This is a genomic window from Streptomyces sp. NPDC020801, assembly GCF_044334385.1.
Lineage (GTDB): Bacteria > Actinomycetota > Actinomycetes > Streptomycetales > Streptomycetaceae > Streptomyces.
Window position 1 is genome coordinate 1 of sequence record NZ_JBIRST010000013.1, and the last position, 24,457, is coordinate 24,457.

A 24,457-nucleotide genomic window follows, 5' to 3' on the forward strand; every position below is an offset into this window, starting at 1 on the left:
CGTGGTGGCGACGGTTTCTTCGGTGGTACCGGTGGTCAGGGAGGTAACGGCTTCTTCGGCGGCACGGGTGGTCAGGGAGGTAACGGCTTCTTCGGCGGCACGGGTGGCCAGGGCGGTAACGGCTTCTGATGCCCAACGGGGGCGGGGGAGGTTTCACGACCTCCCCCGCCCCCCTTCACATGGATCGGTCATCACGACCGTCGCCCGGCCGCCGCAGCCGTTGACCCGACATACGACACCCGCAGATGAACCCCCAAGAACCTGACACACGACACCCGCAGACGAACCCCCAAGAAACGGAGTCCCCCATGACCAGAAGTCTCTGGCAGCGCCCCCTCACCCTGGCGCTGGCCGCGGCAGCCCTCGCCGCCGGCACCGCGTGCGCCGCACCCGCAATGCACGGCGCCGGCACTCACGGCGCCGACACGCATCGCGCCGACACACATCGCACCGCGGGCGCCGGCAGCCACACCGGCTCCGGCGACAGCCACTGCTGGCGAGCGGAAGGCGGCCGTGGTGGCTCACCGGGCCAGCCCGGCCGGCCCGGTGAGCCGGGCAAGCCCGGGCAGGGTGGCCGTGGCGGTGACGGCGGCCGTGGCGGTGACGGATTCTCGGGCGGCACCGGCGGACGCGGTGGTGACGGCGGCTGGGGCGGCACGCCCGGCCGGCCCGGTGAGCCGGGCAAGCCGGGGCAGGGTGGCCGTGGTGGTGACGGTGGCCGTGGCGGTGACGGATTCCTCGGTGGTACCGGTGGCCGTGGTGGTGACGGCGGCCCGGCGGGCTGTCTGCGCTTCAGCGATCTGCCGGACAAGCCGAAGAACGATCTCACCGTGGCTGACAAGGTGCGGATCGTGATGGTCATGCTGTACGGCGACACCTCGAGCGCCGACGTCGCCAGGAAATACCGGATCCCGCAACACGAGGTCGACACCTGGAAGCGACAGGTCGTCGACGGTGACTGGCTGGCGCTGACGGGAGTGGACCTTCCTTCGCTGGACGACTCCTGGCCCGGACCCAGCGGCTGAGGAACCCCGCTGCGTCCGGGTGTCCCGGCCCGATGGGGGCCGGGACACCCGGGCGCGCACGGCGGGTCCGGCCGCTGCACCGTCACGCACCATCCGCCGAGCCCGGCCTGCCGGCGAGGCCGAGGCCCCGCGGGCGCGGGCGCGGGGGAGCGGGGCGCGGGGAGCGGCAGTGCGCTGCCGGTGTGTTCCAGGCGTTGTCAGTGCTGTGCTGAACAATGCGCGAAGATGCGAGATCGACATCGCCCGCGCTGGGTACACGGTCTCGAGTCCCCTGCACCAGGAAGGCCACCGCTGATGCAACCCCTGCCCGGCCCGGCACAGAATCTCGTCGTCCTTCCGGCCGCGCGCGGGCAGCAGCAGGCCGAAGGCACGCCGTCCCCTGTCACAGCCGATGCCGACGGCGATGCGGATGCCCATGCCAAGGCCCGTACCGATGTCGTGCCCGCACCGCACCCGAGCCGCGGATCCGCCCTGCCGGCCCGGAGCGTCTTGCGCGCTCCTCAGCCACCGCCGGGCCCGGCACGCCCCGACGGGCGCTCCTGCGGAAGACGCGGAAGACACCGACAGGTGACGCCCGCCCCCCGTGGGTCCCGGCCGGGGAGGACCGCACGATGATCCTGCCCCACCGCACCCGTGCCGCCGCGCCGATCAGCTCCACGGCCGCCGACGTCCTGCGCATCGTCTCCGACCCCGCGACCCCCGTTTTCCTCACCGTGCACGCGGGCGGACGCCGCAGATACGGCTACTGGCAGCCGCTCGACGCCAGCACCGGCCGCGGGGGCTGCTACGTCGCCCTTCCCACGGCGGCATGCGATGCCCTCCACTCCGCCGGGCGGGTCGTGCTCGGCGAACCCCTCGTCGACCCCACCAGGACGACTTACCGCATCCAGCCGGCGCACACCCGGGCCGGATCCCGGAGCCCGTCCCGCGCGGCATGACCTGGTCCCGGGCGGTCAGTCGTGGCACCCCGGCGCGGACGGTGTGTCACGGCACACCGCGTCTTCGTGGGATTGCACCGCGGCCCCGCCGAAGAGGAGAACGCAGATCAGGGCGGCCATGACGCCCTGGCCGACGACGGTGACGACGGCCCCGGCGCGGGCGGCGATCGCGGCCGCCACGACGGTGAGGGCGCCCACCGCGCCGGCGCCGGCCAGGTAGGCCCACAACGAGTCGGCCTCGACGGTCTTGGCCGGATCGAGGTTGAACCCGGAGAGGAACCAGAGCCCGAAGATCACCACCAGGGCGATCAGCTCCAGGAACACCAGACCGCACCCGGCTCCGATGTCGGCACCCCGGTCGGCGCGGCGGGGCTGCTCGGGGCCGTCGGTGGCGTCGAAGGCGGGTGGGGCAACGGGCAGGTTCATGCCCGCCACCTTGCCCGTGTGGGCGAGGCGGGCGCATGAGTACGGGTACTCAGCTCCGCCGGCAGAGCGGCGGAGGACCACCGGACCACATCCGTGGCATGCGTCAGGGAAGCGTCAAATGACTGCTCGGAAGCCATACTTGAGCAGCGGGCGCATGTCCCGCGAGGGCTTGGTGCGGGAGAGGGAGTGTCGGGTGAGCGGCATGGGCGAGGGGCTCGGCAAGGTCGAAGTCAGGCTCAAGTGGGACCCGAGTCCCTACGGCGAGCCGCCCCGGCATCTCGACGTCATCGCCGCGACGTACGCGGCAGACGACCCTTACGGGCGGCCGGTCTACGTCGTGCACCACGACAGCCGGTCGCCGGACGGCACGATCAACATGAGCCGGCACAGCGAGACCGGAATGGGGTTCGGATTCGTCGAGGTGATGGTCCTGGAGTTCGACCGGCTGGCGTCCTCCTTCGGACGGGTGGTCGTGGGGGTGGCCATCCATCAAAATCATGGCGTCCGGACCTTCGGCGACATGTCGAACGCCGGGGTGGCCGTCGTGGAGAGATACACGGAGCTGCTGGCGGACGACTTCGCAGAGGTTGCCGACGCCACGGCCGCCACGGTCGCGGAGTTCACCAGGGATGCTTCCGGAGCCTGGCGGTTCGGCAGGATGATCCGGGGGTTCGACAGCGACCCCGTGGGCTTCACGGCGGAGATGGGCCACGCCCAGCAGGTCTGAGCCGCCTGCACGACACCGACGGCCGGGGCACCACTCTGGAACGGCGCGGCAGGGACCGGTCACAACCGGACGTGTCTCCTTCACAGTACTTAAGCTGTTTCGTACCGATGAAGGCATTCATCCAAGAAGATGAGATCGCGGTGACACGTAGAGAGTGGCAGGTGCCCGATGTGCCTGGCACCCCCCTGGCGGTGCAGGCCGAGGGTCTGCCGTTCCAGAAGTCCGCCCTGGACGCCGCCCGTGCCGCAGCGCAAGGGGCGGCCCTGGTGGCCGCCGCGCTCGGCATGCTGGGCCTGTCCGGCTGGATCCTGCGCAATGACTTCCTGGAGAGCCTGCAGCCCGGTGTCGCCGGGGCCATGAAGCCGAACACCGCCGTGGCCCTGCTGGCGCTGAGCCTCTCCTTGTTCCTCGCGGCCCGCAGACCCCGCAGCGCGTCGGGGGCGGCTGTGGGCCGCGCTGCCGCTGCCCTGGCCGCCCTGATCAGCGGGCTCACCATCGTGGAGTACTTGGCCGGGGTGAACCTCGGCATCGACGAGCTTCTCTTCAAGGACATCGCGCCGGAGGTGGCAACGGCGCCCGGACGGATGGCACCCAACACGGCCGCGGCACTGGCGCTGGGCAGCGTGGCGTCGCTGTGCGCGAGCACGCCCCGGCTGCCCGCCTGGACGAGCCAGGTCCCGGGCCTGGCCGTGTTCGCCCTGGGCATGCTCCGGCTCTACGGGTTCGTCTACGACGTACCCGAGCTGGAACGGTTCGGCGGCTATACGGGCATGGCCCTGCACACCGCGCTCGCCCTCGTACTGCTGGGCATCGCGGCCTTCCTGGCCCGGCCGGACGAAGGCCCGGCGGGGCTGCTGATGAACGCGGGCACCACGGGCGCCCTGGGGCGCCGGCTGCTGGCCACCACCCTGGTCGCGCCGCTGCTGCTGGGCTGGGTCGTCCTGGCCGGTGAGGACGCGGGGCTCTACGGGGGACGCCTGGGCACCGCGTTGCTGGTGTGCGGCCACGTGGCCGTGTTCACCGTGGTCCTCTTCAGCGCCCTGATCGTGGGCCGCCGCATCGAGGTGGCACACGCCCGCGCCGAATGGCGGGTGAGGCAGAACGAACTGCTGCAGGCGTTCATGGACCACACGCCCGCAGTGGTGTTCGTCAAGGATCTGGAAGGCCGCTACCTGGCAGTCAACACGCGGTTCGAGGAGAGCCTGGGTGTGCGCCGTGACCGGGTCCTGGGCCGCCGCGACCGGGAGGTGATGCCGCCGGACTTCGCGCGTCAGGCCCGGGCAGCCGACCTCGAGATGCTGGCCCGGCGCACCGCCGTGCAACGGCAGGAGCATCTCGTCCTGCCCGAGGGCCCCCGCGACTTCCTCACCAGCCTTTTCCCACTCAAGGACCGGACCGGCAAGCCGTACGCGGTGTGCGGCGTGGTCACGGACATCACCGCAAGGGTCGCGGCCCAGCGCGAGATCCAGCGGGCCAACCGGCGCTTCTCGGCGCTGCTGGAGTCCGCACCCGACGCCACCTTGATCACGGACGGGGACGGCGTCATCATCATGGCCAACGCCCAGGTGGAGTCGGTCTTCGGCCACGCGCCGGCCGACCTCGTCGGCACCAGGGTCGACGATCTGGTGCCCGGCCCGCGGCGCCCCCGGCACAGCGCCCTCCTGCGCCGTTACCTCCGGTTGCGCGATCCGAAGCCGATGGTCCTGGACAGCGGTTTGTACGGACTGCACGGCAATGGCAGTGAGTTCCCCGTCGAGGTGAGCGTCAGCGCCTTCCAGGCCGAGCAGGAAACGCTGGTGTTCCTGACGGTACGGGACATCACCGAACGCCGACAGGCCGAGGCACTCCGCGCGGAGCGCTACGAGGAGCAACGGCACATCGCCTACACCCTGCAGCACAGTCTGATGGGTGAGCCGCCCCGCCTGGCGTACCTGCCCAGTGCCCACCGTTACCTGGCGTCCGTCCAGGATCCCGGCGTCGGCGGCGACTGGTTCGACATCATTCCCCTGGACAAGGGCCGTACCGGCGTCGTCATCGGCGACGTGATGGGCCGGGGCCTGGAGGCGGCTGCCGTCATGGGTCAGCTGCGAGCCGCCTCCCACGCGCTGGCCCGCACCGGCGTACCACCGTGCCGGCTCATGACCGGGCTGGACGCGTTCGTCGGCGATCTGGCGGACCAGCTCGTCACCTGCGTCTACCTGGTGATAGACCAGGACGCCCGCGAGGTCACCCTGTGCTCGGCCGGACATCTGCCGGTCATCGCACTTCTCCCCGACGAGCCCGCCCGCCGGTTGCCGGCACCGGTCGGCGTCCCGCTGGGCGTCAACGATCCCGACGGCAGCGGGGCGTCGTACCAGCCGTACCGGGAGACGACCCACCCGCTGCCGCCGGGCAGCACCCTCGTCCTCTACACCGACGGACTGGTCGAGAGGCCCGGTGCCGACATCGACGTCCGGATCGACGCCCTCACCCACACCCTCGATGGCGTGCTGATGGGTGCACCCCCGGACGAGGAGGTCCTCGACCGGGCCGCGGCCGGGCTGGTGCGGACCCTCATCCCGGACACGGCCGCCCATGACGACGATGTGACGCTGCTCCTCGTCGGTCTGCCCGAGCCCGACGCCGCCGGGGGCCCGACCTGAGCGGTGCCCAGACCTCCGTCCCCCGAGGCCGAGCCGCAGGGCAGCGTACGAGGAAGCAGCGTACGAGGGGGCAGCGTACGAGGGGGGCCGAAGCAGCCGGCCGCTTCAGTGACCGTTCGGCGTCTTCACGCCGCGTGGCCGGCTCACCGGTGCTCGGGGTTCTCGTAGTCGTGGCGGCACCCGGCGTCCCAGGCGGCGCGCTGGTTGCCGTAGGCGGGGACGCCGCCGGCGTCCTTCAGCATCCTGGCCAGGTGCAGAAGGTTCCAGGTCATGAACGTGGTGTTGCGGTTGGTGAAGTCGTTTTCCGGGCCCCCGGAGCCCGGGTCCAGGTAGGAGGGGCCGGGGCCTGCTTCGCCGATCCAGCCGGCGTCGGCCTGCGGGGGGATGGTGTAGCCGAGGTGCTGGAGGCTGTAGAGGACGTTCATGGCGCAGTGCTTGACGCCGTCCTCGTTGCCGGTGATCAGGCAGCCGCCGACCCGCCCGTAGTAGGCGTACTGACCCGCGTCGTTGAGGAGGCTGGAACAGGCGTAGAGGCGCTCGATCACCTGCTTCGTCACCGAGCTGTTGTCGCCCAGCCAGATCGGCCCGGCCAGCACGAGGATGTCCGCCGCGAGGACCTTCTCGTACAGTGCCGGCCACGCATCACTCTTCCAGCCGTGCTCGGTCATGTCCGGCCAGACGCCCGTGGCGATGTCCTGGTCGACGGCGCGTACCACCTCGACCCGGACCCCCTGCGCCTCCATGATCGCCGTGCTGCGGTCGATGAGTCCCTGCGTGTTGCTCGGCTCCGGTGACCGCTTGAGCGTGCAGTTGAAGACGAGCGCGCGCAGGTCGTCGTAGCGCGCGGGCGGCGTGTCGGCGGTCGGCGGCTGGGCGGTCACGGGCCCTCCCGGAGTTCAGGTCACCGTGGCCTTCACGGTGGCGCAACGCCGACATCCTGCTGGTCGGGCAGCGGTCACGGCGGCTGCGGCACAGCCGGCCGCCGACAACCACCCCGACAGCCGAACCGTCCGAGGACAGGCAGGGACCTGGCACGCGGCTGCCACCCGGCCGGGCCGGGCGAAGTGCCGGAAACCGAAGCGGAGCCTACGTTCGGACCATGGACAGCCAGCGCGGTGACGGCCGCCGCAACGAGAGCCCCGCGACGGACGACGTCGCCCACCTGATCGTCCAATGCCTCAAGGCCGAGGGGGTGGAGTACGTCTTCGGGATCCCCGGTGAGGAGAACATCCGCCTGGTCGACGCTCTGAACGGCTCGGGCATCCGGTATGTGCTGGTACGCCATGAGCAGGGCGCGTCGTTCATGGCGGAGATCTACGGGCGGCTGACCGGCCGGGCCGGGGTGTGCTCGGCCACGCTCGGCCCCGGCGCCATCAACCTGCTGCTGGGCACCGCCGACGCGCACACCAACAGCACGCCCCTGGTGGCCCTGGCGGCGCAGGGGGCGCTGAGCCGTGTGCACAAGGAGTCCCACCAGGTGATCGACCTGGTGTCGATGTTCGCTCCGGTCACGCAGTGGGCGGCCCGCATCCAGGGCTCCGACGCGGTGCCGGAGATGGTGCGCAAGGCGTTCAAGACCGCGCAGAGCGAGCGTCCCGGAGCCGTTTTTCTGGCGGTCCCGGAGGACATCGAGGCGGCACGGACGACCGTGCCCCTGGCGCCCCTGCAGGTCGACACGGTGCGCGCCGATGCTCCCTCGCCCTCCCAGATCGCGCGGGCGGCCGAGGTACTGGCGCAGGCCCGCAGACCCGTCGTGCTCGCCGGCCACGGCGCCGCCCGGGCACGGGCCAGTGGGGCCCTGGTGCGCTTCGCCGAGCAGCTGAACGTGCCCGTGGCCACCACCTTCCACGGCAAGGGCGTCTTCCCGGACGACCACCCGAACGCACTCGGCGCGGTCGGCTTCATGCGGCACGACTACGGCAACTTCGGCTTCGACGCCGCCGACGTCCTGGTCTGCGTGGGCTACGAGCTGCAGGAGTTCGACCCGGTGAAGATCAACCCGGACGGCGACAAGCGCATCGTGCATCTGCACCGATTCCCGGCCGAGGTGGACGCCCACTACCCGGTCACGGTCGGGGTGCAGGGCGATCTGTCCCAGGCCCTCGACGCGCTCGCGGCCGCCGTGCCCGGCAGGTTCACATGCGAGGCCGGCGCCGGAGGGCGTATCCGGGCCCTGCTCGCGGAGGAACTGGAGTACGGGCGCGGCAACGGCGCGTATCCGTTGGTGCCGCAGCGCGTGGTGGCCGACGTGCGCGCCGCACTGGACCGCGGTGACATCGTGCTCGCCGACACCGGGGCGGGGAAGATGTGGATGGCACGCCTGTATCCCGCGTACGAGGCGGACACCTGCCTGGTCTCCAACGGCCTGTCCACCATGGGGTTCGCGTTGCCGGGGGCCATCGCCGCCAAGCTCGCCCGCCCGGAGCGGCGGGTGCTGGCGATGATGGGCGACGGCGCGTTCCTGATGAACTCCCAGGAGCTGGAGACCGCCGTGCGCGAAGGCGTCCCCCTGGTGGTCCTGGTCCTGGTGGACGAGGAGTACGGCCTGATCACATGGAAGATGGAGCTGGAGCTCGGCCGCCACAGCCACACCCGCTTCACCAATCCCGACCTCGTCGCCTACGCCGAGAGCTTCGGCGCGCGCGGTCACCGGATCGAGGCGGCGGACGAGCTGCTGCCGACGCTGCGCCGCGCCCTGGAGGAGGACGCCGTGTCCGTCATCGCCTGCCCCGTCGACTACTCCGAGAACCTTCGGCTGACCGACCGCCTCGGCGCACTCCACGACCCGTTCTGACCGGCGGTCCCGCGATTCCCGCCGAGACCGGCCGGCACGGCGGCCGGGCCGCCCACCGGGCAGGGCCGGGGCTGCTGAGCGGTGCCGGCCGGCCGAGCCGTGCGCCCGGCCGGGGACACGGAAGGTCCGCCGGTACCAGGACAGCCAGTTCCCCACGACGGCGCCCGTCGTCTCGAGGGCGCCGATCTGCGCCGGGGTGAAGCCGGCCAGCGGGCGCGCGTGGTGGGAGGAGACCACGCCCGCCAGGCCGTGGCGGGTCACCAGCGGAACGCTGTGGCACGCGCGGCTCCCGGCGTGCAGGATGACCCGCCGGGAGTCCTCGTCGAACACCGTTGCCGTGGCCACGTCCTCCACGGTGACCTGCCGGCGCTGCTCGGCGGACTGCGCGCAGGATGTGGTCGAGGACTCGACGAAGGCGAAGAAGTCGGTGAACTGCCGGTTCAGTCCGTTGTGTTTCTCCAGCCTGAGCAGGCCGCTCTCGGCGAGCTGGACATTGCCCATGTCCGTCTGCGTGATCTCCAGCACGCGGTCGAGCGCTGCCCGGAGAACCGAGGACTGCACCGTGTGCTGGTCCGCGGCCAGGCGAAGGTGCGGCAGGGCGGGCGGAGCGCTCTGCCGGAGTCCCGGGAACCATTCGGCCGCGCCCCGGTCGGGACCGGGCACGCGCACCACGGCGTCGGCGATGGTGTGCAGCTTGACGTTACGGCGTTGCGATGTGTCGCGCAGCAGGTCGAACGCCACCCGCAGGGAGGGGAGACGGTACCGTTCGAGCAGAACGCCCTGTGCCACCGACACCGCGGTGCGCGACAGCAGGCGGTTGCGCAGTTCCACGTTCCGCTCTTCGAGTCGCCCGATCGCCTGCTTAGCCCCGGCCTCGAGGCCGGGGCCGGGGCCGGGGCGGTGATGGATCTCCTGGCGCACGGTGCGGTACCTCCACGAACATGAGACAGCTGGGGCCCCGCGGCCGCGGCCGGTTTACGGCCGGCCGCGGAAGGGCCTGCTTCCCAAGCACCTCGTGCGACCCTATCCGACCGCCACCGTGCACACCCCGGAGGAGCCGGACCCCTGCGGGGGAGCGGTCCGCGGGCCTCCAACGCGACGGCATGAGCACGTTGCCGAGGTCGGCCTTGATACGACCGTTGCGCCGGCGGTTCGCGATCTACGGCGGGCTGCGGCCCGCGCCGTCCCTCTGGGTCGGCCCGGCTCAGGCCGGGTTGTCGATGCCGGTGACCGTGGTCGGGCCGAGCCGGGCGTCGTCCTCGCCGAAGCCCGTCTCCCGCAGTGCGGACGCGGCCGTCTGCCTGGCTCGGCGTTCAGCCGTGCTGCGGTCACCGGCCTGCACTCCCAGGCGAATGCTGAACGTGTTGTCGTCGTTGACGGTGAGCAGGTCGAGGTCCTCCTCCCGTCCCAGTGAGGTGTGGTGCGGATCGGCTCCGCGCAGTCTCCGCGCGAGGTCGGCTCGCACATCCTCGTCGAGCCGGCACAGGAATGTGCCCGGGATGGTAATGACGTAGGTGGTCATGTGATCGCTCCTCCTCGGCATCGGACCGGCTCCCGGCCCCCGACGCGGGAGCCCGGCCATGCGCATGCCCCCGCACGCGGACCGTCGAACCGGCCAGGGGGGAGACAGCACCCGGGTGGCCCAGTCCTGTGCCGGCTTCGCTGGACGGGAGGGGACAGGACGAGGCAGGACAGGACGAGGCAGGACAGGATGGGGCAGGACGGGGGTGAAACGCGGCCCCGGCCGCACGCACGCCCCGTGCGCAGTCACCGATTTCCGCGCTCGATGCCGATGTTCAACGCCGTGGCGAAGGCGCACCACGCGGCATAGGGGGCGAGCGCGGTCGCCGCGGCGGCATCGATGCGGGCCGTACGCCGGATCAGCTCGGCGTTGCTGAGATTCAGCAGCAGGATGCCGGCCGCTCCGGCCCGGGGATCGCGCAGGCCGAAGAACAGCCAGCTCCACGCCGTGTTCAGGCCCAGGTTCACGCCCAGGCTGACGGTCAGCGCCCGTCGTTCACCCTCCTGCGCCTTGCCCAGTGCATGACCTCCCGCCCAGGCGATCGAGGCGTACAGCGGAGTCCAAACGGCCCCGAACGCCCAAGCCGGTGGCTGCCAGGAAGGCTTGGCCAGGGAGCGGTACCAGGTACTGTCCGGGTCCACCGCTCTCGCCCCTGCGGCCGCGCTCACCGCCACAGCCGCGGCCATACCGGCATACCTCGCGCACCGGCCGCCGCCTTCGCCCTGCCGTGTGCCCATGAATCTCACGCAACCTCGTCTTCCCCGACTCGGTCCGTCCGAACCGACGACCTCACCTTCACCACTGAGCCATTCGGCCGGTTCCCCCGGTACGCCGGGTGCCGATCCCGGCGTACGGTCCGCCATGGCCTCTCAGGGCTGCTCGGGCCGCTCGAAGAGCTGAAGCACACCGCCGAGGGAGAAGCACACAGCGCCCGTGAGGGTGCCCCAGTTGGCGATGGTGACGTTCACGAGGCTTCCGGTCTCGGGGCGGGTGAACGCGGCCAGCGCCGAGATCAGGAACAGGGTGGACCCGACCTGGTTGATCGCGACGATCCACCAGCCAAGACTCCCGGCGTGGAGGCATGGCCGGCCGTGGCAGACCTCGACGAGTGCGAGATGTCCCGAGGCCAGGAAGAGGAAGCACCCCACCATGTCGGGTGCCCAGATCAACCTGTTCATCTGCGCGACAGTGAGTCCCTGCAGGAACGAGTCCAGCAGATTGACACCGAACACGAGTGTGCCCGCGAACAGCGTGAAGGTACTCAGCCAGTCGATCCGGCCGGGCTCGTAGCTCCACCACCTCCAGCGTCCCGCGGTCAGCGCTCCGGCCCTGCTGTCGCGTTGCGGACTGTTGATCGCCTGCAGCAGTGACGCGTATCCGCCGGTGTTGAAGAACAGGCCTCCGGCGAAGTAGATGTAGGCGCTCGTCGGCGCACCCGCCCCGAACTGGGCGATGGCGGCCCCGAGCGCGAAAAGGGCGCCCCCGACGGTGAAGGCAACGCCGGCGATGGCGTTGAGCCTTCGCAGCCGCCGCACCGACACACCGTCCGCCCTGCGCCACCGGGACTCCGTCTCGTCGGCGGCACGGACGGTGAGCACCCCGCGCTTGCGGGCCGGACGGGACTCCCAGACAGCGATGCGACCGTCGGCCGCGCGCCAGGTCAGCCGCGTCGTGAACGGTCCTGCTCCTTCGGCGTGCTCCTCGAATTCGCTCACTGGCCAACTCTAGCTTTACGTATGGAAAGTTGAGGAAATGGGATGATTGCCCCAAGCGTGTCGGCGGCGCCACGCCGGCGTTCCGTGCTGCCGGGGTGCGTTCGTGGAGGCCCAGTGCCTGCTGGGGCACCTGGGCTTCGATCCCGGGCGGGCCCGCACCGCGGCGCGGGCCGCGACCCCGGCAGCGGCGCCGGTGGGCGGTGACCGGTCCACCGCCGGTGACCCACCCACGGATCTGGCCGAGAAGAGCACCCGGGGCGGCAGGCGCACCGCGCGGGTCGAGCTCAGATACAGCGCGAGCTGCGGCGCCGCATGGGCGCGGATGTGGCGCTCGCGCGTCGGGGACCACGTGCAGGTGTGGGTCCCGGGTAGCGCGCCGCAACGGGTCGGGACCGCCGACGGCTACGACGAGGAGGGCTACCTCTTCACCCCCGTGATCGACGGCACGGATCTCACCGGTGTTCGGATTCGGATCTGCTTCGAACCGGCGCGCGGCACCGGCCAGGAGTGCTTCCGGCGCTGACCGGGCGACGCCCGCGTGCCGGTTGCGGCCGGCGGCCGGCCCCCCGACCTTGTCAGCGCCGCCCGAGAGGGACGAGGGCACGCAACCGCGGCGCCACGGGCGGGAGGCCGCAGCCGCTCCGTGCGTGACTACTGGCAGAGGGCAAGGACATCCGCGTGCCCGTGCTGCCCCAGGTACCCCTCACCGACAGTGGTGGTCTCACCGGGCGGCAGGGTGTAGCAGAGGCCCTCGGCGCCGTCCACATAGACGACCTTCACGGTCATCGTGGTGGCGCAGTTGTTCCCGGCGGCCGTGTACCGCCAGCTCTCGTACAGGGCGACGCAGGGCGGGGCGGGAACGACGGCGGCCGGAGCCGCACGGGCTGATCCTGTCAGGGAGGGCGAGAGGATCAGCGCCGCTGTGGATCCTGCGCACGCGATGAGGCGGATGAGGTGTGCCCGCATTGCCTGTCTCCTTCACCTTGTGAATGGTCTCTCCGGCTGGACGCCTTGCCGTCATTGAGCCGAGACGCAGGCCGATGACGGCTGAAGCAGGGAGTTTTGCCGACGATCGCGTGGATGCATCGGGGGCGGCGTCCCGGGGTTGGCGTTCAAGAGTCGAAGTATTCAGTGCGGCGGGCCGAACGCAATGTGGGGCACTCGGTTCCGGTCGGGTGGGTGCTTTCAACGCTGTGCCGCCGAGACCAGGACGGATGCGTCGCGACCGGCGTTCGGGCGAAGGTGACGGTTCAACGATTTCACCGGCTGGCCTAGGGGCGCTTCCCCCTCGGCAGGCGGATGGCGGGCTCCCGCCGAGGTCACGGCACGTGGGCGGCTGCAAGGCGCGCCGCCGTGCATCGTTCCGGTTCTCGCCTCCCTTGCGGGTCACCAGGCCGCGGTCACCAGGCCGGGGACGCGCTGGACCGGCTGGGCTGGAAGCGGGAGCCCGGCTCACCGGCGCTGGAGCGCTTCCACGCCGCCGAGGTCATTGCGGGGGCCCGGGCGGGGGCCCGCGCGGGGTCAGTCCGCGAGTTCGGCCTTGCCGAACAGCACGGCGTAACCGGACGGGAGCTGGCTGATGATCTGGTTCAGTTCACCGCCGGAGATGGCCTCGCCGACCGTGGTCAGGACCGCGCTGGCGTCCCACTCGGCGGTGCGCGGGCGGGGCCTCGTGCCCTGGGAGACCCGGCGGTAGAACTCCTCGACCCCGAAGCTCTCGGCCTGCTCGTGCCGCATACCGGCCACGGTCTGTCCGAGCGGCGGGGGCAACTCGGACGCCAGTTCCTGAACCTCTCCTGGGCTGATTCGCTCTGCCAGCACGCCAAGGACCGTCTCGCTGACCGACGCGGCTTCGTTCGGTGTCTTGAATTCACCACGCTCACGTACTCGGGCGAGAAACTCGTCGTACTTCATCGTCGCCTCCGCTGCTTGGCGCTGCTGCCTCGGCCCACAGGCCCCCGTAGAGCCGCTTTGTTCCCAGTACCCCTATTGCGGCCCACGGCCCCTGTCGAGGGCCACGGCCACGGGTATTCGATTCGCCGTGAGGAATCGCTGACGACCGGCGATCGCCCGTCCGGTGGGTTGGCTTCCACGTGCGCAGGAAGGACGCGACCCGGGCAGCGGTGCAGCGCGGGTCGTTCAGCTCGTGCACGAGAGCGGTGAGCTGCTCACGGGTGGGATCGACGGGGATGTTCGCGGCCTCGAGGTACATGACGGCGACCGCGCAGGCGACCGTGAGGTTGGAGCGCTCCAGCCGGCGGCAGCGGCCCAGGGTATGCACCAGGGCGGCGGCGCGTGCGTAGGGGCCGTCGTGGACGGGTTGGCCGAGGAGTTCGCCGCGATGGCGTGCGACCGCGGCGACGGGCACCAGCCGGGTTCCGTTCGGAACAGCACGAGGGCCGCCCGAAGAGCGGGCGGCCCTCGCAAGGTCCGAATTCCGGTGCGCTGTTCGATCAAGGACGTGCGGGCGAGCCGGACGGCCGCGGTGCCGGGACCCGCTCCAGGACGCCGCCTGCGAACACGTCGTACAGCGGCAGCGTCTCCAGGTGGACGTAGCCGATGTGGCAGTCGCATTCGGTGCGGGGGCAGGGGCGCGGGCGCAGGGCCCGGCGGTAGGTGCCGTCGTAGAGGTTGCCCAGTTCGGCGCGGACGAAGTGGCAGCGGCGGACCGTGCCGTCGCCGTCGACGGAGATCACGGACTCGCCGGTGCGGCAGGGCAGGCCGGCGCTCGTGTGAGGGTGCCGGCTGTAGGGGAAGAGCGGGTCCAGGGCGGTCCACCGGCCGGCCTGAGCGTCGTCGTAGCCGTGCCCTTCGGCGGCGTTGACCCAGAGGTACACGTGCTCCGGCAGGTCGACGCGCAGGCGCCGGGCCACTTCGAGGTGTTCGGGCAGGCCGACGATGCCGACACTGAAGCGGACCCGGCGGTCGGCCAGCTCCCGGCACTTGGCCAGGAAGCGGTCGTACGGGGTCTGCCCCGGGTGGTACGTGCACCACAGGGCGAGGGTGTCGAGGTCGGCGTCGGCGAGCCAGTCGGTGCGGCAGCTGAGGTTGGTCTGTATCGCGACGCGGCGTATGTGGGAGTGGTGGGACAGCCCGGCCAGGGTGTCCCGGTACCACGAACGCACCAGGCCCTCGCCCCAGGGGGTGAAGAGGATCGAGAGGCGGTCGGTGGTCTGAGCCGCTGCCCACTGCGCGAATCTCTCCAGGCAGGCGCGGTCCGCGCGGAGTTGCTCCCGGCTGTCGCGGCGCTTGGCGAAGGGGCAGTAGGGGCAGTCGTAGTCGCACGAGGCCAGCGGACCCCGGTAGAGGAGGGTCAGGTCCATGGGATGGGCCCTCACTTCCGGTCGTAGGCGGCCATGGCCGCCCGCACGGCCGGCGAGAACAGCTCCGGGCCGATGGCGTCGGAGTGGGCCAGTCCCTCGGGGGTCAGCCGGAGGGCCGGTGCCCGCGGGTCCCCACCTTCCAGCCAGCCCCGGTGGGCGAATCGGGTCAGTTCGTGTCCGAAGTCGTCCGCCGGTGTCCGGCCGCCGAAACGGGCACGGTAGCCGCTGACGTCGAGCCCGTCCGACTGGAGGAGCGACTGCAGCAGGTGGCGGCGCCGGGCCTCGTCCGTGTCGATGCGCCGTCCGTACTCGGCGTGCGCGAAGTCCCGGGCCGGGCGGGAGACGTAGTCGTCGATGATGGCGCGGATCTCGTGCATGCCGACGGCGTAGTCGAAGGAGTAGTGCAGGCCCGCGGTGTAGGAGCGGGCGCCGCAGCCCAGGCCGATCATCCCGTCGGTCTGGCAGGCGTAGTCGTCCGCCGTCTGCGGCGGTGCGTCCGTGCGGCGGAACATGCGCATGGACTGCTGTGCGTATCCATGGGCGAGGAGGTGGTCGCGGCCCAGGCGGTACAGGCGCAGCCGCTGCTCGTCCCAGGCCGGGTCGGTGTCCGCGGCGCGGCGGCCGAGGCCGGTCAGGGGACGGATGTAGAGGGGGTAGAGATACAGCTCCTCTGGCTGCCAGGCCAGGGCCGCGTCCAGCGAGCGCAGCCAGCTCTCCTCGGTCTGCCCGTCTATGCCGTAGATCAGGTCGATGTTGAGGACGGGGATACGTGCGTCACGGACACGGCCGAGTGCCGCTTCGACTTCGGCGCGGCGCTGCGGCCGTACGGCGGCGCGGGCCTCGGTGTCGTCGAAGCTCTGCACGCCGAGGCTCAGGCGGGTGGTTCCGCGTGCGGCCAGGACCTCCAGCCGGTCGGCGGTGGCAGTGGCGGGGGAGGCCTCCACCGACAGGGGGACGGCCCGCAGGTCGGCGCCCATGCGGTGCTCCGAGATGTCGCACAGCCGCTCGAGTTCGCCGGCCGTGAGGAAGGTGGGCGTGCCGCCGCCGAAGGCCGCCGTGGCGAACCGCACCGGTTCCCGTTCCGCCAGTGCCTCCCGTACGGCCCTCGCCTGCCGGTCCAGGGCGTCCAGGTAGGCGCCGGTCAGTCCGTCGGGGGCGCCGATGCGGGTGAACAGGTTGCAGAATCCGCAGCGGACCTCACAGAACGGAATGTGCAGGTAGAGGGAGAGCGCGTCCTTGGGTTCGGCGGCCCACAGCGCGCTCAGCAGCGGACGGTCCGGCAGCCTCCGGTAGGAGGTCTTGTGCGGGTAGGCGTAGACGTAGCTCTGGTACGGGCTCACGGGCCGCGGGCGGTCGCCGCGCGGGTGCCGGCTGGTCGCGGTGGTCATCGGGCGGCCTCGGTGGCGGGGACGGGGGTGCGGTCCAGGAAGAAGTGGGCGTAGGGCACGGTCCACACGGACTCGTGGCCGATGCGGTGACCGGTGTAGCCGTCGTCGCCGTAGGCGGTGCCGTGGTCGGAGCAGACGATGGCGAAGCAGCGGCGCCTGCTGCTCACGGCGGCGAACAGGCGGCCGATGTGCCGGTCGACGTACTCGAGTGCCGCGGCGTGCGTCACGCGCGAGTCGCCGTCCTCGGGTATCGCGCCGGGCAGGTGGAACCAGTTGGGCTGGTGCAGGGCGGCGACGTTGACGAAGAGGAACAGGCGCTGCTCGTGGGGCAGTCGGCGCACCACTTGCTCCGCGCAGGCCACCTGCGACTCGAACGACGTGCGCGAGGCGACCCCGAACTCCGGCTCCCAGTGGGACTCCTGGAACAGCCCGGGGAGCGCCGAGCCGAGGGCGCCCTGCTTGTTGAAGAAGCCGACCCCGCCGATGCACACGGTGTGGTAGCCCGCCTTCGCGAGGCCGGAGACCAGGTCCGGGGTGTCGTACACGTAGGTACGATCCGCCGTGGTCTCGCTGCCCGCGAAGGCGGCCGCGAACAGGCGCGGGTGCGGGCCGGGCGCGGCGGGCGTGGGCAGGAAGCCGGCGAAGATCGCCTGGTGGGAGGCGTAGGTGAAACTGCCGGGGGCGTGCCGCTTCTCCCAGTGGCCGCCGGGCAGATGGCGGGCCAGGTGGGGGGTGCGACCGGCCGCGGCCAGTTCGGCGGCGACGTCGTGGCGCAGTGTGTCGAGCGTGATGAAGAGGATGTCGTGGCTGCCGACGATCTCGTTCATGTCGGGTTCGCCCGCCGCGGGGGAGGGGACGGGCGCACCGAGCCCGCCGCGCGGGTGATGCGGCAGGGGCGTCGGTTCAGGCGCTGACACGATGGTTTCCCGTTCTGTGCTGGTGGTGCGGGGCGGTACGGCGCGGGTCCGGGCGGGTGCCGTGCGAGGCGGCGGCGGTGGTGGTGCGGTGCAGGACGGCGGACACCTGGGCCGCGTAGGTGTCGAGGCCTTCCGCTCCGCTGCCCGGCAGTCCTGTCAGCCGGGGCAGCAGGTCGCCGAAGGCGTTGACCTCGCCGACCGCGACCCGGCGCCAGCCGACGGCGGGCAGCAGGTCGACGCCGACGCACAACGTGCGCGGGAAGCAGGTCGCCGCCCGCTCGCAGACGGCGAGGACGTCGGCCCAGCGGCCGCCCGCCGCCTCGACGGCCTCCCGCGCCGCACCGAGGTCGCCCCGGCTGCCGCCGAGGTGGAGGTTGGTCAGGGGCGAGGCACTGGTGCGCACGACCGCGTGGGTGGCCCGGCCGTCCACGACGACGACCCGCAGGTCTGCCGCGCGGCCCTGCTGGGAGGCCTTGGGCAGCCAGCGCTCCAGGTGCAGGCCATCGGGGGCCAGCGCGTCCACGATCGCCGCGACGTCCTCCTCCCTCTCGTAGCGGCGCACCTTGAGGGAATTGAACAACCGGCCGTCCGGGGCGAGTTCGACGGAGGTGGTGGCCCGGACACCGCCGCTGCCCGACGACTCGACGGCCAGCACCCCGGACGCCGACGAGCCGTGCGCGAGCTTGACGAAGAGCCGCGGCATCCGGTGTTCGCGCATCAGCGCGCGTACGTCGTTCCAGCCGCCCACTGCCGCCACGCCGGACCCCGAGGTGGGGGATGCGGGTACCGGTACCCCTGCCGCGGTGAGGACGGCGTGGCACAGGCGCTTGTCGAACAGGACCGCCAGGTCGTCCGGGTCATCGAGGCGGACGCCTCCCCGCAGGCTGCGCATCGCCTTCATGAGACGCGCGTACCAGCGAGCCGACCCCTCGACCCTGGTGGGGTCCTGCGCACCGCGCAGCAACTGGTCGACGCGGGGGTTCTCGCCGGGCGAGTCGACCCGGACGACCTCCCCGTCGGCGAAGTCGGCTCCGCCCGAGCGCAGCACCCGCTCCCACGAAACGACACGGGGCGCGGGCAGGCCGGCCGCGCGCACGGCCTCCCCGAACAGAGCCGTCCGGCGGTTCTCCGGGTTGCCGACCACCGCGAAGCGCACCCGGGCCTCGCTCGCCTCCGCGCTGCCGAGTCGCCCGGCGGCGGCCGGCGTGGCACCGGGCCTCGTGTCACTCGCCGACGGCGACATGACGCGTCTCCGGGCGGTGCTTCTGGCGCCGGGCCGGCGTGAGGTCGAGGCTCACTCCGTGCGGCTCCAGCGTGTCACGCAGGCGGTGGGCCAGTCGATCGCTCATGAAGTGGTGCGCGAGGTTCAGCGAGCCCAGGTGCGTCAACGGCCGGCCCGACAGGAGCGCGGTCCCTCCCTCGTCGCTCAAAGCGCCCATGCTCAGGTCGAGGGACTCCAGGCCCGCGACGACGGGGGCGGCGGCCACCGCCCCGGCGATGTCGTCCTGGATGTCGCTGTTGCGCAGGCCCAGGTACCGCAGGCCGCCCCAGTTCCCCGCCGCGGTCAGCAGCGGTTCGACGTCGTCCGCCGTGCAGTCGCCGCCGTACCAGGTGGTGCCCAGCCACAGTTCCAGGTGGCGCAGGGCGGGGAACTCGCAGGCGCCCAGGGCACGTACGGGCTCCGGAGGCAGGCCACCGGACTCGACCCGCAGCGTACGCAGCCCGTCGTGGCGCAACGGCTCGATCAGCAGATCCTCGGAGCCGCGCACGCCCAACTCCCGCAGCCGGGGCCAGGCCCGCAGCACGCGAGTGACGTCGCCCTGCTTGATCCATGAGAGCTCCGACTCCTCGGACTCGACGTCCCCGAGGAACACGGCGGCCAGCCGTGGCAACCGATGCGCTTCGGACGTGAGCAGATCCAGGACCGGGCCGATGCCGTCCTCGTCCCACTCCTGCCACCAGGCCCCGACGACGAGCGCGGTGACCTCCTCGGTACGGACCTCGTCGAGGAACCGGCGCCAGAGCCCTTCGAAGGACTGCTCCCAGTCGGCGGTCAGCTTCCAGGCGGCCGCTGCCGGTGCGGGTTCCGGCTGACGCCGCTCCCCGGCGCGACCGGGGAAGGAGTGCACGGGCAGGCCGTGAAAGCGCGTCAGGTGCGCGGGGTAGTAGCCCATGAGGTGCTCACTCGCCCACGGCGACGTAGCGCTGGACCGAGCCGTCGTCGTCCTGGTCCTCGTCGGCGTCGTCCCGGTCGAGGTCCACTGCGACGCCCCCGGGTTCGAGTGTCTCGCGTATGCGCTGCTGCAGGGGCTCGCTGATGTAGTGGTGGTGCAGGTCGAGCGACTTCAGATGCGTCAGCGGCTGGCCCGCGAGCAGCGCGGCGGCGCCCTCGTCGCTCAGGGTGCCCATGGACAGGTCCAGCACCTCCAGGCGGGCGACCACGGGGGCGGACGCGACGGCCGCGGCGATGTCGTCCTGGATCTCGCTGTTGCGCAGGGCGAGGTGACGCAGGCGCGGAAGCCGCGCACCGGACAGGATCGGTTCCAGGTCGGACGCCTCACTGTCGGCGCCGTACCACGAGGTGCCCAGCCACAGGTCGAGGTGTTCCAGCGCGGGCAGCTCGCTGCCGCCGATGCCGCGCACGACGTCGACGGGCAGACCGCCGCTCTCCACCGTCAGTTTGCGCAGCCCGTCGTGGCGCAGCGCGGGGAAACGCAGTCCCGTTCCCCCGCGCACACCGAACTCCTCCAACTCGGGGAAGCCGGCCGGCAGTCCGGTGACGTCCGTCTGATGGATCCAGGAGATCTCGCACTCCTCGTAGACCATGTCGCCGAGGAACAGCGCCCGCAGGGCGGGCAACCGGTCACGGGCGGCCAGCAGTGCCTCGATCACGGCGGACGGGTCCGTGTCGTACGCCTCCTGCCAGGCGCCGACGATCAGGGCACGCACCCGCGAGGTGTCGACCGCGGAGCAGAAACGGGCGAAGGCCTCCTCCCAATCCTCGTCGGCGTCGTACACGTCGCTGGTGATCCGCCAGGCGACGGCGTCGGCCTCGGGCAGCTCGGTCGTCACGTCGGGCCCGGGGAAGGTGAAGGCGGGCAGGCCGTACAGCTCCTGCAGGTGGCTACCGATGGTCATGCGGGCTGCTCCTGACGTGCAACGGGTGCGGTTCGGTGGGGCGTCGAGCACGGCGATCCCAGGCGCCACGTGCGGCGCGGGTTCGGCCGCGTGCAGCAGTTCTAGCAAGAGCCACTGACAACGCCCGCCGGCGGGGCATGGTCCCGGCCCGATGTCAGTGGCGGTTCCTACTGGCCGGACGCCAAGAAGGGCATCTCGGGGTCGTCCCCGCGCCCGCGGGGGTAGCTCCCCGGACCCCGACTTCCGCGAGACCCTCGCCGGGTCGTCCTCGCGCCCGCGGGGGGTAGCTCCCGCTTCCGGCGCGGGTTTTCCTCGTCGCAGAAGTCGTCCCCGCGCCCGCGGGCGGCCTCTATGTCCTTCGTCAAGCCTGAGTGGCTCATGCGAGGGCCGGTTCGGGGACTCGTGGTTCGTAGAAGGTGCCGTCGCGGAGCATGGCGAAGAGCACTCTGATGCGGTGGCGGGCGAGGCGGAGGAGGGCTTGGGTGCGTCTTTCCCCGGGCCCGGCATTTGTCGTAGTAGGTGCGGGAGGCGGGATCGTGCAGGGCAGCGAACGCGACCAGGAACATGGCCGTTTGAGCTGCCGGTTTCCGCCTCGTGGTGCGTGTTCGCCGTGGATCGAGGTCCCCGAGGACTTCGTTGTCGGGGCCAGGCCGGCGTATGAGGCAAGGTGGGCGGCGTTGGGGAAACTGGTGCCGTTGCCGACGGTGACCAGCAGGACCGCGGCGGTCCTGACCGCGATCCCCGGCATCGAGACATCCGATGCGAAAGAACTGTCAAGCGGCCTCGACGGGTTGAGTGTCTCGTGGGGCGGGGAAGACGATTGTTTGGCGGCCTGGGTGCGGTCCCATACGGCGTCCTGCTGGGCGCGGGCGAGGACCGCGATGGCCTGGGCGAGCTCGGAGTCGGCCGGCAGCTTGCGGTGGGCGGCGGCGTCGGTGCGCAGGATGTTCGCGAGCACCATGGCGTCGAGGTGGTCGGACTTCTCGCGTGAGACCGCATGCCGGTCGCGGTAGCGGGCGGCGGCCATCGGGTTGATCGCGTAGATGGGGCGGCCGGTCGCGCGCAGGCAGGCGACCAGCAGGCCGCGGGAGGTCTCGATGGCCACCGGGATGGGGTCTTCTGCGGTGTCGCCGTGCTTGGTGAGCATGTGCAGGAGGTGGGCCACGCCGTTGGCGTTGTCGTCGATGCGGGCCTTGTCCAGTAAGGATCCGGTGTTGTCGACCAGGACGACGTCGTGGTGGTCGATGGCCCAGTCGATGCAGCAGAACACGTCCAATACGGTTCACGTCCTCTCGGGTGAGTCGCGTATTTCGACCTGGTCACAGCCGCGCGGGGGCACGCGTCTCCCTAATGGCAGGGCTCGATGGCCCGTCATCCGATTAGCCGTTCGTGACCCCAGCGACCCTCAGGGCCTCAGTCTTGAGAAGAGCTCGGTGGCTCTCGAACAGGTCAGAGGTGATCCCTGCGAGCGGCTTGGACCATGAACATCAACGGTCCGATCATGTGATCGGTCACGCTGCCGACCACGAGCGCCAGCACCCGTCAGTCTTCTCTGAGGGCTCAGGCCCTGATCGTGGGCGGGCGTCGTACTGACGCCGGTGCTCGGCAACGTGACCGGGACGGCGGGAGAGATAGCGGGTTCCCAGACGGCGCAGCGCGAGTGTTCTGTGCCTGTCGTATGCCGGGGGGGCGTAGCGCAGAACGGCGATTCGAGCACCGGGACGCTAACGGCGGCGACCCCCTCGGTGCGCTTTGGCTTCACGCGGAGATGAGTGCGCAGCGCTACGAGCCGACTTGGTTCGAGCTGAACAACCCTAACGACCTGCTCAGTTGTGTGCACGTAGACTGCGCGTCAAGACTGCCAAGTCCACAGAACGGGGGTTCGGGGTTGCTGGCCTGGGACGAGTGGGAGCAGCTAAAGGGCCGGGCTGCTCACAGGAACACGGCACATCTGCAACTGAACCATGCAGCGGATACCGCTGCCGGTGCGGGCGGCGCGGATCTCGTCGTCCATCAGGACGACCTGGGCGCCGTTGGCCACGAGGCTTTCCAGCTTCACGCTCGCCTCCACGACCAGGTCGACATCGCTGGAGCCGGAGCCGACGACCAGGGTGCCGGGATGACAATGCAGGCTGCCGCCGAACTGAAGAGTCACCAATTCGCGATGGGAGCAGGGCTGGAGACGACTGTTTCCGTCTGGACATCTCAGGTCAAGGTGGTCCTGCAGGCGCTCGCCCATATCTCGAACCACCTGGACTACTCCAAGAAGCTGCATGCGCGCGACGACGAGACGATCGCCGCCGAGATGCGCAGCCGGGACGGATCCGCGGTTCGGGTTTCCGTTTTGAACAGCTACTTCAAGTGACAGGGGCGGCACCGTGAACTACCGCGATCTGCTGGACGTGGACCTGGGCAAACTCGGTACGGCAGCAGGCACCTGGGAACAGGCCGTCAAACACCTCCAGACGCTGTCCAAGGATGCCCACGACGGGTTGAAGACCAAGGCTGACACAGCCCGTTGGGCCGGGGTCAACGCGACCGTGACCCGTGAATTCGTGGACAAGACGGCCAAGGAGTGCGCTGACCTGCACAGCGAGGGGGCGTCCTGGACGACGCCCACCAGGAGCTCGTCGGCCTGCAGCGCAGGGCAAAAAGTCTCGAAGCGCAGGCCCGTGAACACGGCTACCTGGTCGTCGCCGGCGAGAACGGCTCGGTGAAGGTCATGCCCAGCATGTGCACCGTCGATGGGAAGGAGGAAGATGAGAGAGCCAAGGAACTGATGCAGTGGTACGCCAACACTCTCACCGACCTCGTTCGTCACGCTGAAGAGATCGACGCCGCCGTCGTGCGCTCGCTTACCCGCAGCCACGGCAACGACCCCTACAACGCAGGCCATGCCACGTACACCTCCCTCGACGAGGACATGCTGCCGCGGGCCCAAAGGCTCGCGGAACTCGGCGATGGTGCCAACCCGCAGCAGAGAGCAGAACTGCGGCGGCTGTGGGAGTCGCTGAGTCCCCAGGCACGAGGCGAACTCTGGTCCCTTCAGAAGGACGACCTGATCTCTGCCGGGATCCTCAGCGTTACGGTCAAGCAGATATCACCCGACGATGGCTCCGGACCGTACAACGTCGAAGACCCGACCGCGCACGATTACTGGATCCTGTCCGAGGCCAAAGCCATGTCGACCGGAGGCGACTTCATCAGCTACACCGACGCCGCCCACAACATGGACCACTACCTCCGAGGCACCGGGACGACGCTCGACCTCGACGTGGACAGGATGATGCGCGACGATTCCACGCTCCATAACGTGGCTGACAAGTCGATCACGGATCATCAGGACGAATGGCAGCAGGAAGCGCTGGACGCTTACCGGAAGTCGGGCGGGAAGCCTGTGACGATTCCCGTGGAGACCCAAGGCGTTGGGTACACGCATACCGACCAGAATTGGTTCTTCGCAGTCGGCAGCGCCGTCACCAACACCACGGGCGCGGTCACCGTGGTGCCAGGAGCCGATGGAAAGCCGAAGATCAGTCTCGACTACCAGGTCAACGTCTGGGACCGGTACAACTGGGATCCCGGCAAATCAACCCATGTTGGACCCACAACCATGACCGACGCGGACATGGCCCGTCTTCACAGGACAGGCCTGGCCAAGGAGTACGACATGAGAGGCAGCGGGACAATGCGGCACTACGACCTTGGAACCAGCTCCGGCTCCCTGCCTTCCCCAGCCGACCCCGGACGGGACGGTACGCGTACGGACATCGGACGCGACGGAGACGCCCGGTGATGTATGCACGCACCCCCAGGTCAGCACGCCTTCGTACTAGCCTCCTGAGCGCCCTGTGCGTCGCCCTGGTCTGCTCGCTGGCCGCCTGCTCGTCTCCTGCTCCAAG

The 24,457-nt window shown here is 70.8% G+C and carries 23 protein-coding genes and 4 pseudogenes; 9 read left to right on the forward strand and 18 right to left on the reverse strand.

What is annotated here, in order from left to right; translation table 11 throughout:
• The first annotated feature begins 308 nt into the window (after positions 1–308).
• Together ACH4UM_RS25495 and ACH4UM_RS25500 are read left to right on the forward strand one after the other, a co-directional pair.
• Positions 309–1,025 (forward strand): hypothetical protein, encoded by a 717-nt coding sequence (locus tag ACH4UM_RS25495; RefSeq protein WP_398183595.1) that lies wholly within the window; start codon positions 309–311, stop codon positions 1,023–1,025.
• Between the two features lie 611 nt (positions 1,026–1,636).
• On the forward strand, positions 1,637–1,963 hold the full coding sequence (locus ACH4UM_RS25500; protein ID WP_398183597.1) for a hypothetical protein: 327 nt from the start codon (positions 1,637–1,639) through the stop codon (positions 1,961–1,963).
• 15 nt (positions 1,964–1,978) lie between these two features.
• On the opposite strand, the gene ACH4UM_RS25505 is transcribed toward ACH4UM_RS25500, so the two are convergent.
• Complete coding sequence (locus ACH4UM_RS25505; protein ID WP_398183599.1) at positions 1,979–2,389, reverse strand: DUF6234 family protein; 411 nt, start codon at positions 2,387–2,389, stop codon at positions 1,979–1,981.
• A 154-nt stretch (positions 2,390–2,543) separates the two neighbouring features.
• On the opposite strand from ACH4UM_RS25505, the gene ACH4UM_RS25510 reads away from it, so the two are divergent.
• The gene (locus ACH4UM_RS25510) at positions 2,544–3,116 is read left to right on the forward strand and encodes a TerD family protein (protein WP_398183602.1); all 573 of its coding nucleotides are present in this window, start codon (positions 2,544–2,546) and stop codon (positions 3,114–3,116) included.
• A gap of 170 nt (positions 3,117–3,286) precedes the next feature.
• On the forward strand, positions 3,287–5,758 hold the full coding sequence (locus ACH4UM_RS25515) for a SpoIIE family protein phosphatase (RefSeq protein WP_398183605.1): 2,472 nt from the start codon (positions 3,287–3,289) through the stop codon (positions 5,756–5,758).
• A 143-nt stretch (positions 5,759–5,901) separates the two neighbouring features.
• Here ACH4UM_RS25515 and ACH4UM_RS25520 read toward each other — a convergent pair whose 3' ends face one another.
• Entirely contained in the window at positions 5,902–6,639 is a 738-nt protein-coding gene (locus ACH4UM_RS25520; RefSeq protein WP_398183608.1) for a flavodoxin family protein, read from the reverse strand.
• A gap of 218 nt (positions 6,640–6,857) precedes the next feature.
• Between ACH4UM_RS25520 and ACH4UM_RS25525 the strand changes: the two genes are divergently transcribed.
• Positions 6,858–8,552, forward strand: a complete 1,695-nt coding sequence (locus tag ACH4UM_RS25525; protein WP_398183611.1) for an acetolactate synthase large subunit — start codon at positions 6,858–6,860, stop codon at positions 8,550–8,552.
• A gap of 210 nt (positions 8,553–8,762) precedes the next feature.
• Here the strand turns inward: ACH4UM_RS25525 and ACH4UM_RS25530 are convergent.
• From ACH4UM_RS25530 to ACH4UM_RS25545, 4 genes and pseudogenes are all read right to left on the reverse strand, one after another.
• Positions 8,763–9,473, reverse strand: a pseudogene (locus ACH4UM_RS25530) (GAF and ANTAR domain-containing protein); the annotation flags it as partial.
• A 283-nt stretch (positions 9,474–9,756) separates the two neighbouring features.
• Positions 9,757–10,074 (reverse strand): hypothetical protein, encoded by a 318-nt coding sequence (locus tag ACH4UM_RS25535; RefSeq protein WP_398183614.1) that lies wholly within the window; start codon positions 10,072–10,074, stop codon positions 9,757–9,759.
• A gap of 245 nt (positions 10,075–10,319) precedes the next feature.
• The gene (locus ACH4UM_RS25540) at positions 10,320–10,760 is read right to left on the reverse strand and encodes a TspO/MBR family protein (protein ID WP_398183617.1); all 441 of its coding nucleotides are present in this window, start codon (positions 10,758–10,760) and stop codon (positions 10,320–10,322) included.
• Between the two features lie 183 nt (positions 10,761–10,943).
• Complete coding sequence (locus tag ACH4UM_RS25545) at positions 10,944–11,789, reverse strand: hypothetical protein (protein WP_398183620.1); 846 nt, start codon at positions 11,787–11,789, stop codon at positions 10,944–10,946.
• Positions 11,790–11,892: 103 nt separating this feature from the next.
• Here ACH4UM_RS25545 and ACH4UM_RS25550 point away from each other — a divergent pair, with 103 nt between their 5' ends.
• Positions 11,893–12,312 carry a DUF2690 domain-containing protein gene (locus ACH4UM_RS25550; RefSeq protein WP_398183622.1) on the forward strand — a complete coding sequence of 140 codons (420 nt, stop codon included), beginning with the start codon at positions 11,893–11,895 and terminating at the stop codon, positions 12,310–12,312.
• A 128-nt stretch (positions 12,313–12,440) separates the two neighbouring features.
• Here the strand turns inward: ACH4UM_RS25550 and ACH4UM_RS25555 are convergent, their stop codons facing one another.
• The 12 genes and pseudogenes from ACH4UM_RS25555 to ACH4UM_RS25610 all read right to left on the reverse strand — a co-directional run bounded on the left by ACH4UM_RS25555 (position 12,441) and on the right by ACH4UM_RS25610 (position 22,710).
• On the reverse strand, positions 12,441–12,755 hold the full coding sequence (locus ACH4UM_RS25555) for an alpha-amylase (RefSeq protein ID WP_398183625.1): 315 nt from the start codon (positions 12,753–12,755) through the stop codon (positions 12,441–12,443).
• A gap of 555 nt (positions 12,756–13,310) precedes the next feature.
• Positions 13,311–13,703, reverse strand: coding sequence for a DUF2267 domain-containing protein (locus ACH4UM_RS25560; protein WP_398183628.1), 393 nt, complete (start codon positions 13,701–13,703; stop codon positions 13,311–13,313).
• 175 nt (positions 13,704–13,878) lie between these two features.
• A pseudogene (locus ACH4UM_RS25565) lies at positions 13,879–14,157 on the reverse strand (fic family toxin-antitoxin system, toxin component); the annotation flags it as partial.
• A gap of 85 nt (positions 14,158–14,242) precedes the next feature.
• Positions 14,243–15,112, reverse strand: a complete 870-nt coding sequence (locus ACH4UM_RS25570; RefSeq protein ID WP_398183630.1) for an STM4011 family radical SAM protein — start codon at positions 15,110–15,112, stop codon at positions 14,243–14,245.
• 11 nt (positions 15,113–15,123) lie between these two features.
• Positions 15,124–16,500 carry an STM4012 family radical SAM protein gene (locus tag ACH4UM_RS25575; RefSeq protein WP_398183633.1) on the reverse strand — a complete coding sequence of 459 codons (1,377 nt, stop codon included), beginning with the start codon at positions 16,498–16,500 and terminating at the stop codon, positions 15,124–15,126.
• Positions 16,497–17,327, reverse strand: coding sequence for an STM4013/SEN3800 family hydrolase (locus tag ACH4UM_RS25580; RefSeq protein WP_398184055.1), 831 nt, complete (start codon positions 17,325–17,327; stop codon positions 16,497–16,499). Before ACH4UM_RS25580 ends, ACH4UM_RS25575 begins: the two co-directional genes overlap by 4 nt.
• Positions 17,328–17,403: 76 nt before the next feature.
• A complete protein-coding gene (locus tag ACH4UM_RS25585; RefSeq protein WP_398183635.1) occupies positions 17,404–18,660 on the reverse strand; it encodes an STM4014 family protein in 1,257 nt (418 codons plus the stop codon).
• Positions 18,641–19,591, reverse strand: coding sequence for an STM4015 family protein (locus ACH4UM_RS25590; protein WP_398183638.1), 951 nt, complete (start codon positions 19,589–19,591; stop codon positions 18,641–18,643). The genes ACH4UM_RS25585 and ACH4UM_RS25590 overlap by 20 nt, the downstream gene beginning before the upstream one ends.
• Positions 19,592–19,598: 7 nt before the next feature.
• Entirely contained in the window at positions 19,599–20,555 is a 957-nt protein-coding gene (locus tag ACH4UM_RS25595; RefSeq protein ID WP_398183641.1) for an STM4015 family protein, read from the reverse strand.
• A 376-nt stretch (positions 20,556–20,931) separates the two neighbouring features.
• Positions 20,932–21,306, reverse strand: a pseudogene (locus ACH4UM_RS25600) (transposase); the annotation flags it as partial.
• Between the two features lie 60 nt (positions 21,307–21,366).
• Positions 21,367–21,831: pseudogene (locus tag ACH4UM_RS25605) on the reverse strand (transposase); the annotation flags it as partial.
• Between the two features lie 639 nt (positions 21,832–22,470).
• Complete coding sequence (locus ACH4UM_RS25610; RefSeq protein WP_398183644.1) at positions 22,471–22,710, reverse strand: hypothetical protein; 240 nt, start codon at positions 22,708–22,710, stop codon at positions 22,471–22,473.
• A gap of 9 nt (positions 22,711–22,719) precedes the next feature.
• On the opposite strand from ACH4UM_RS25610, the gene ACH4UM_RS25615 reads away from it, so the two are divergent.
• The 3 genes from ACH4UM_RS25615 to ACH4UM_RS25625 are packed head-to-tail and all read left to right on the forward strand — an operon-like array spanning position 22,720 to position 24,351.
• Entirely contained in the window at positions 22,720–22,920 is a 201-nt protein-coding gene (locus ACH4UM_RS25615) for a hypothetical protein (RefSeq protein ID WP_398183647.1), read from the forward strand.
• 13 nt (positions 22,921–22,933) lie between these two features.
• The gene (locus ACH4UM_RS25620) at positions 22,934–23,272 is read left to right on the forward strand and encodes a hypothetical protein (protein WP_398183650.1); all 339 of its coding nucleotides are present in this window, start codon (positions 22,934–22,936) and stop codon (positions 23,270–23,272) included.
• 14 nt (positions 23,273–23,286) lie between these two features.
• Positions 23,287–24,351, forward strand: coding sequence for a hypothetical protein (locus ACH4UM_RS25625; protein WP_398183653.1), 1,065 nt, complete (start codon positions 23,287–23,289; stop codon positions 24,349–24,351).
• Positions 24,352–24,457 lie beyond the last annotated feature (106 nt).

What these genes read in the sequence shown, in the direction of transcription:
- ACH4UM_RS25540 (WP_398183617.1), bottom strand. Translation starts at nt 10,760, where the DNA reads ATGGCCGCGGCTGTGGCGGTGAGCGCGGCCGCAGGGGCGAGAGCGGTG.
- ACH4UM_RS25580 (WP_398184055.1), bottom strand. Translation starts at nt 17,327, where the DNA reads ATGAACGAGATCGTCGGCAGCCACGACATCCTCTTCATCACGCTCGAC.
- ACH4UM_RS25575 (WP_398183633.1), bottom strand. Translation starts at nt 16,500, where the DNA reads ATGACCACCGCGACCAGCCGGCACCCGCGCGGCGACCGCCCGCGGCCC.
- ACH4UM_RS25495 (WP_398183595.1), top strand. Translation starts at nt 309, where the DNA reads ATGACCAGAAGTCTCTGGCAGCGCCCCCTCACCCTGGCGCTGGCCGCG.
- ACH4UM_RS25535 (WP_398183614.1), bottom strand. Translation starts at nt 10,074, where the DNA reads ATGACCACCTACGTCATTACCATCCCGGGCACATTCCTGTGCCGGCTC.
- ACH4UM_RS25525 (WP_398183611.1), top strand. Translation starts at nt 6,858, where the DNA reads ATGGACAGCCAGCGCGGTGACGGCCGCCGCAACGAGAGCCCCGCGACG.
- ACH4UM_RS25510 (WP_398183602.1), top strand. Translation starts at nt 2,544, where the DNA reads ATGTCCCGCGAGGGCTTGGTGCGGGAGAGGGAGTGTCGGGTGAGCGGC.
- ACH4UM_RS25555 (WP_398183625.1), bottom strand. Translation starts at nt 12,755, where the DNA reads ATGCGGGCACACCTCATCCGCCTCATCGCGTGCGCAGGATCCACAGCG.
- ACH4UM_RS25625 (WP_398183653.1), top strand. Translation starts at nt 23,287, where the DNA reads ATGTGCACCGTCGATGGGAAGGAGGAAGATGAGAGAGCCAAGGAACTG.
- ACH4UM_RS25500 (WP_398183597.1), top strand. Translation starts at nt 1,637, where the DNA reads ATGATCCTGCCCCACCGCACCCGTGCCGCCGCGCCGATCAGCTCCACG.
- ACH4UM_RS25570 (WP_398183630.1), bottom strand. Translation starts at nt 15,112, where the DNA reads ATGGACCTGACCCTCCTCTACCGGGGTCCGCTGGCCTCGTGCGACTAC.
- ACH4UM_RS25505 (WP_398183599.1), bottom strand. Translation starts at nt 2,389, where the DNA reads ATGAACCTGCCCGTTGCCCCACCCGCCTTCGACGCCACCGACGGCCCC.
- ACH4UM_RS25590 (WP_398183638.1), bottom strand. Translation starts at nt 19,591, where the DNA reads ATGGGCTACTACCCCGCGCACCTGACGCGCTTTCACGGCCTGCCCGTG.
- ACH4UM_RS25595 (WP_398183641.1), bottom strand. Translation starts at nt 20,555, where the DNA reads ATGACCATCGGTAGCCACCTGCAGGAGCTGTACGGCCTGCCCGCCTTC.
- ACH4UM_RS25615 (WP_398183647.1), top strand. Translation starts at nt 22,720, where the DNA reads ATGGGAGCAGGGCTGGAGACGACTGTTTCCGTCTGGACATCTCAGGTC.
- ACH4UM_RS25585 (WP_398183635.1), bottom strand. Translation starts at nt 18,660, where the DNA reads ATGTCGCCGTCGGCGAGTGACACGAGGCCCGGTGCCACGCCGGCCGCC.
- ACH4UM_RS25560 (WP_398183628.1), bottom strand. Translation starts at nt 13,703, where the DNA reads ATGAAGTACGACGAGTTTCTCGCCCGAGTACGTGAGCGTGGTGAATTC.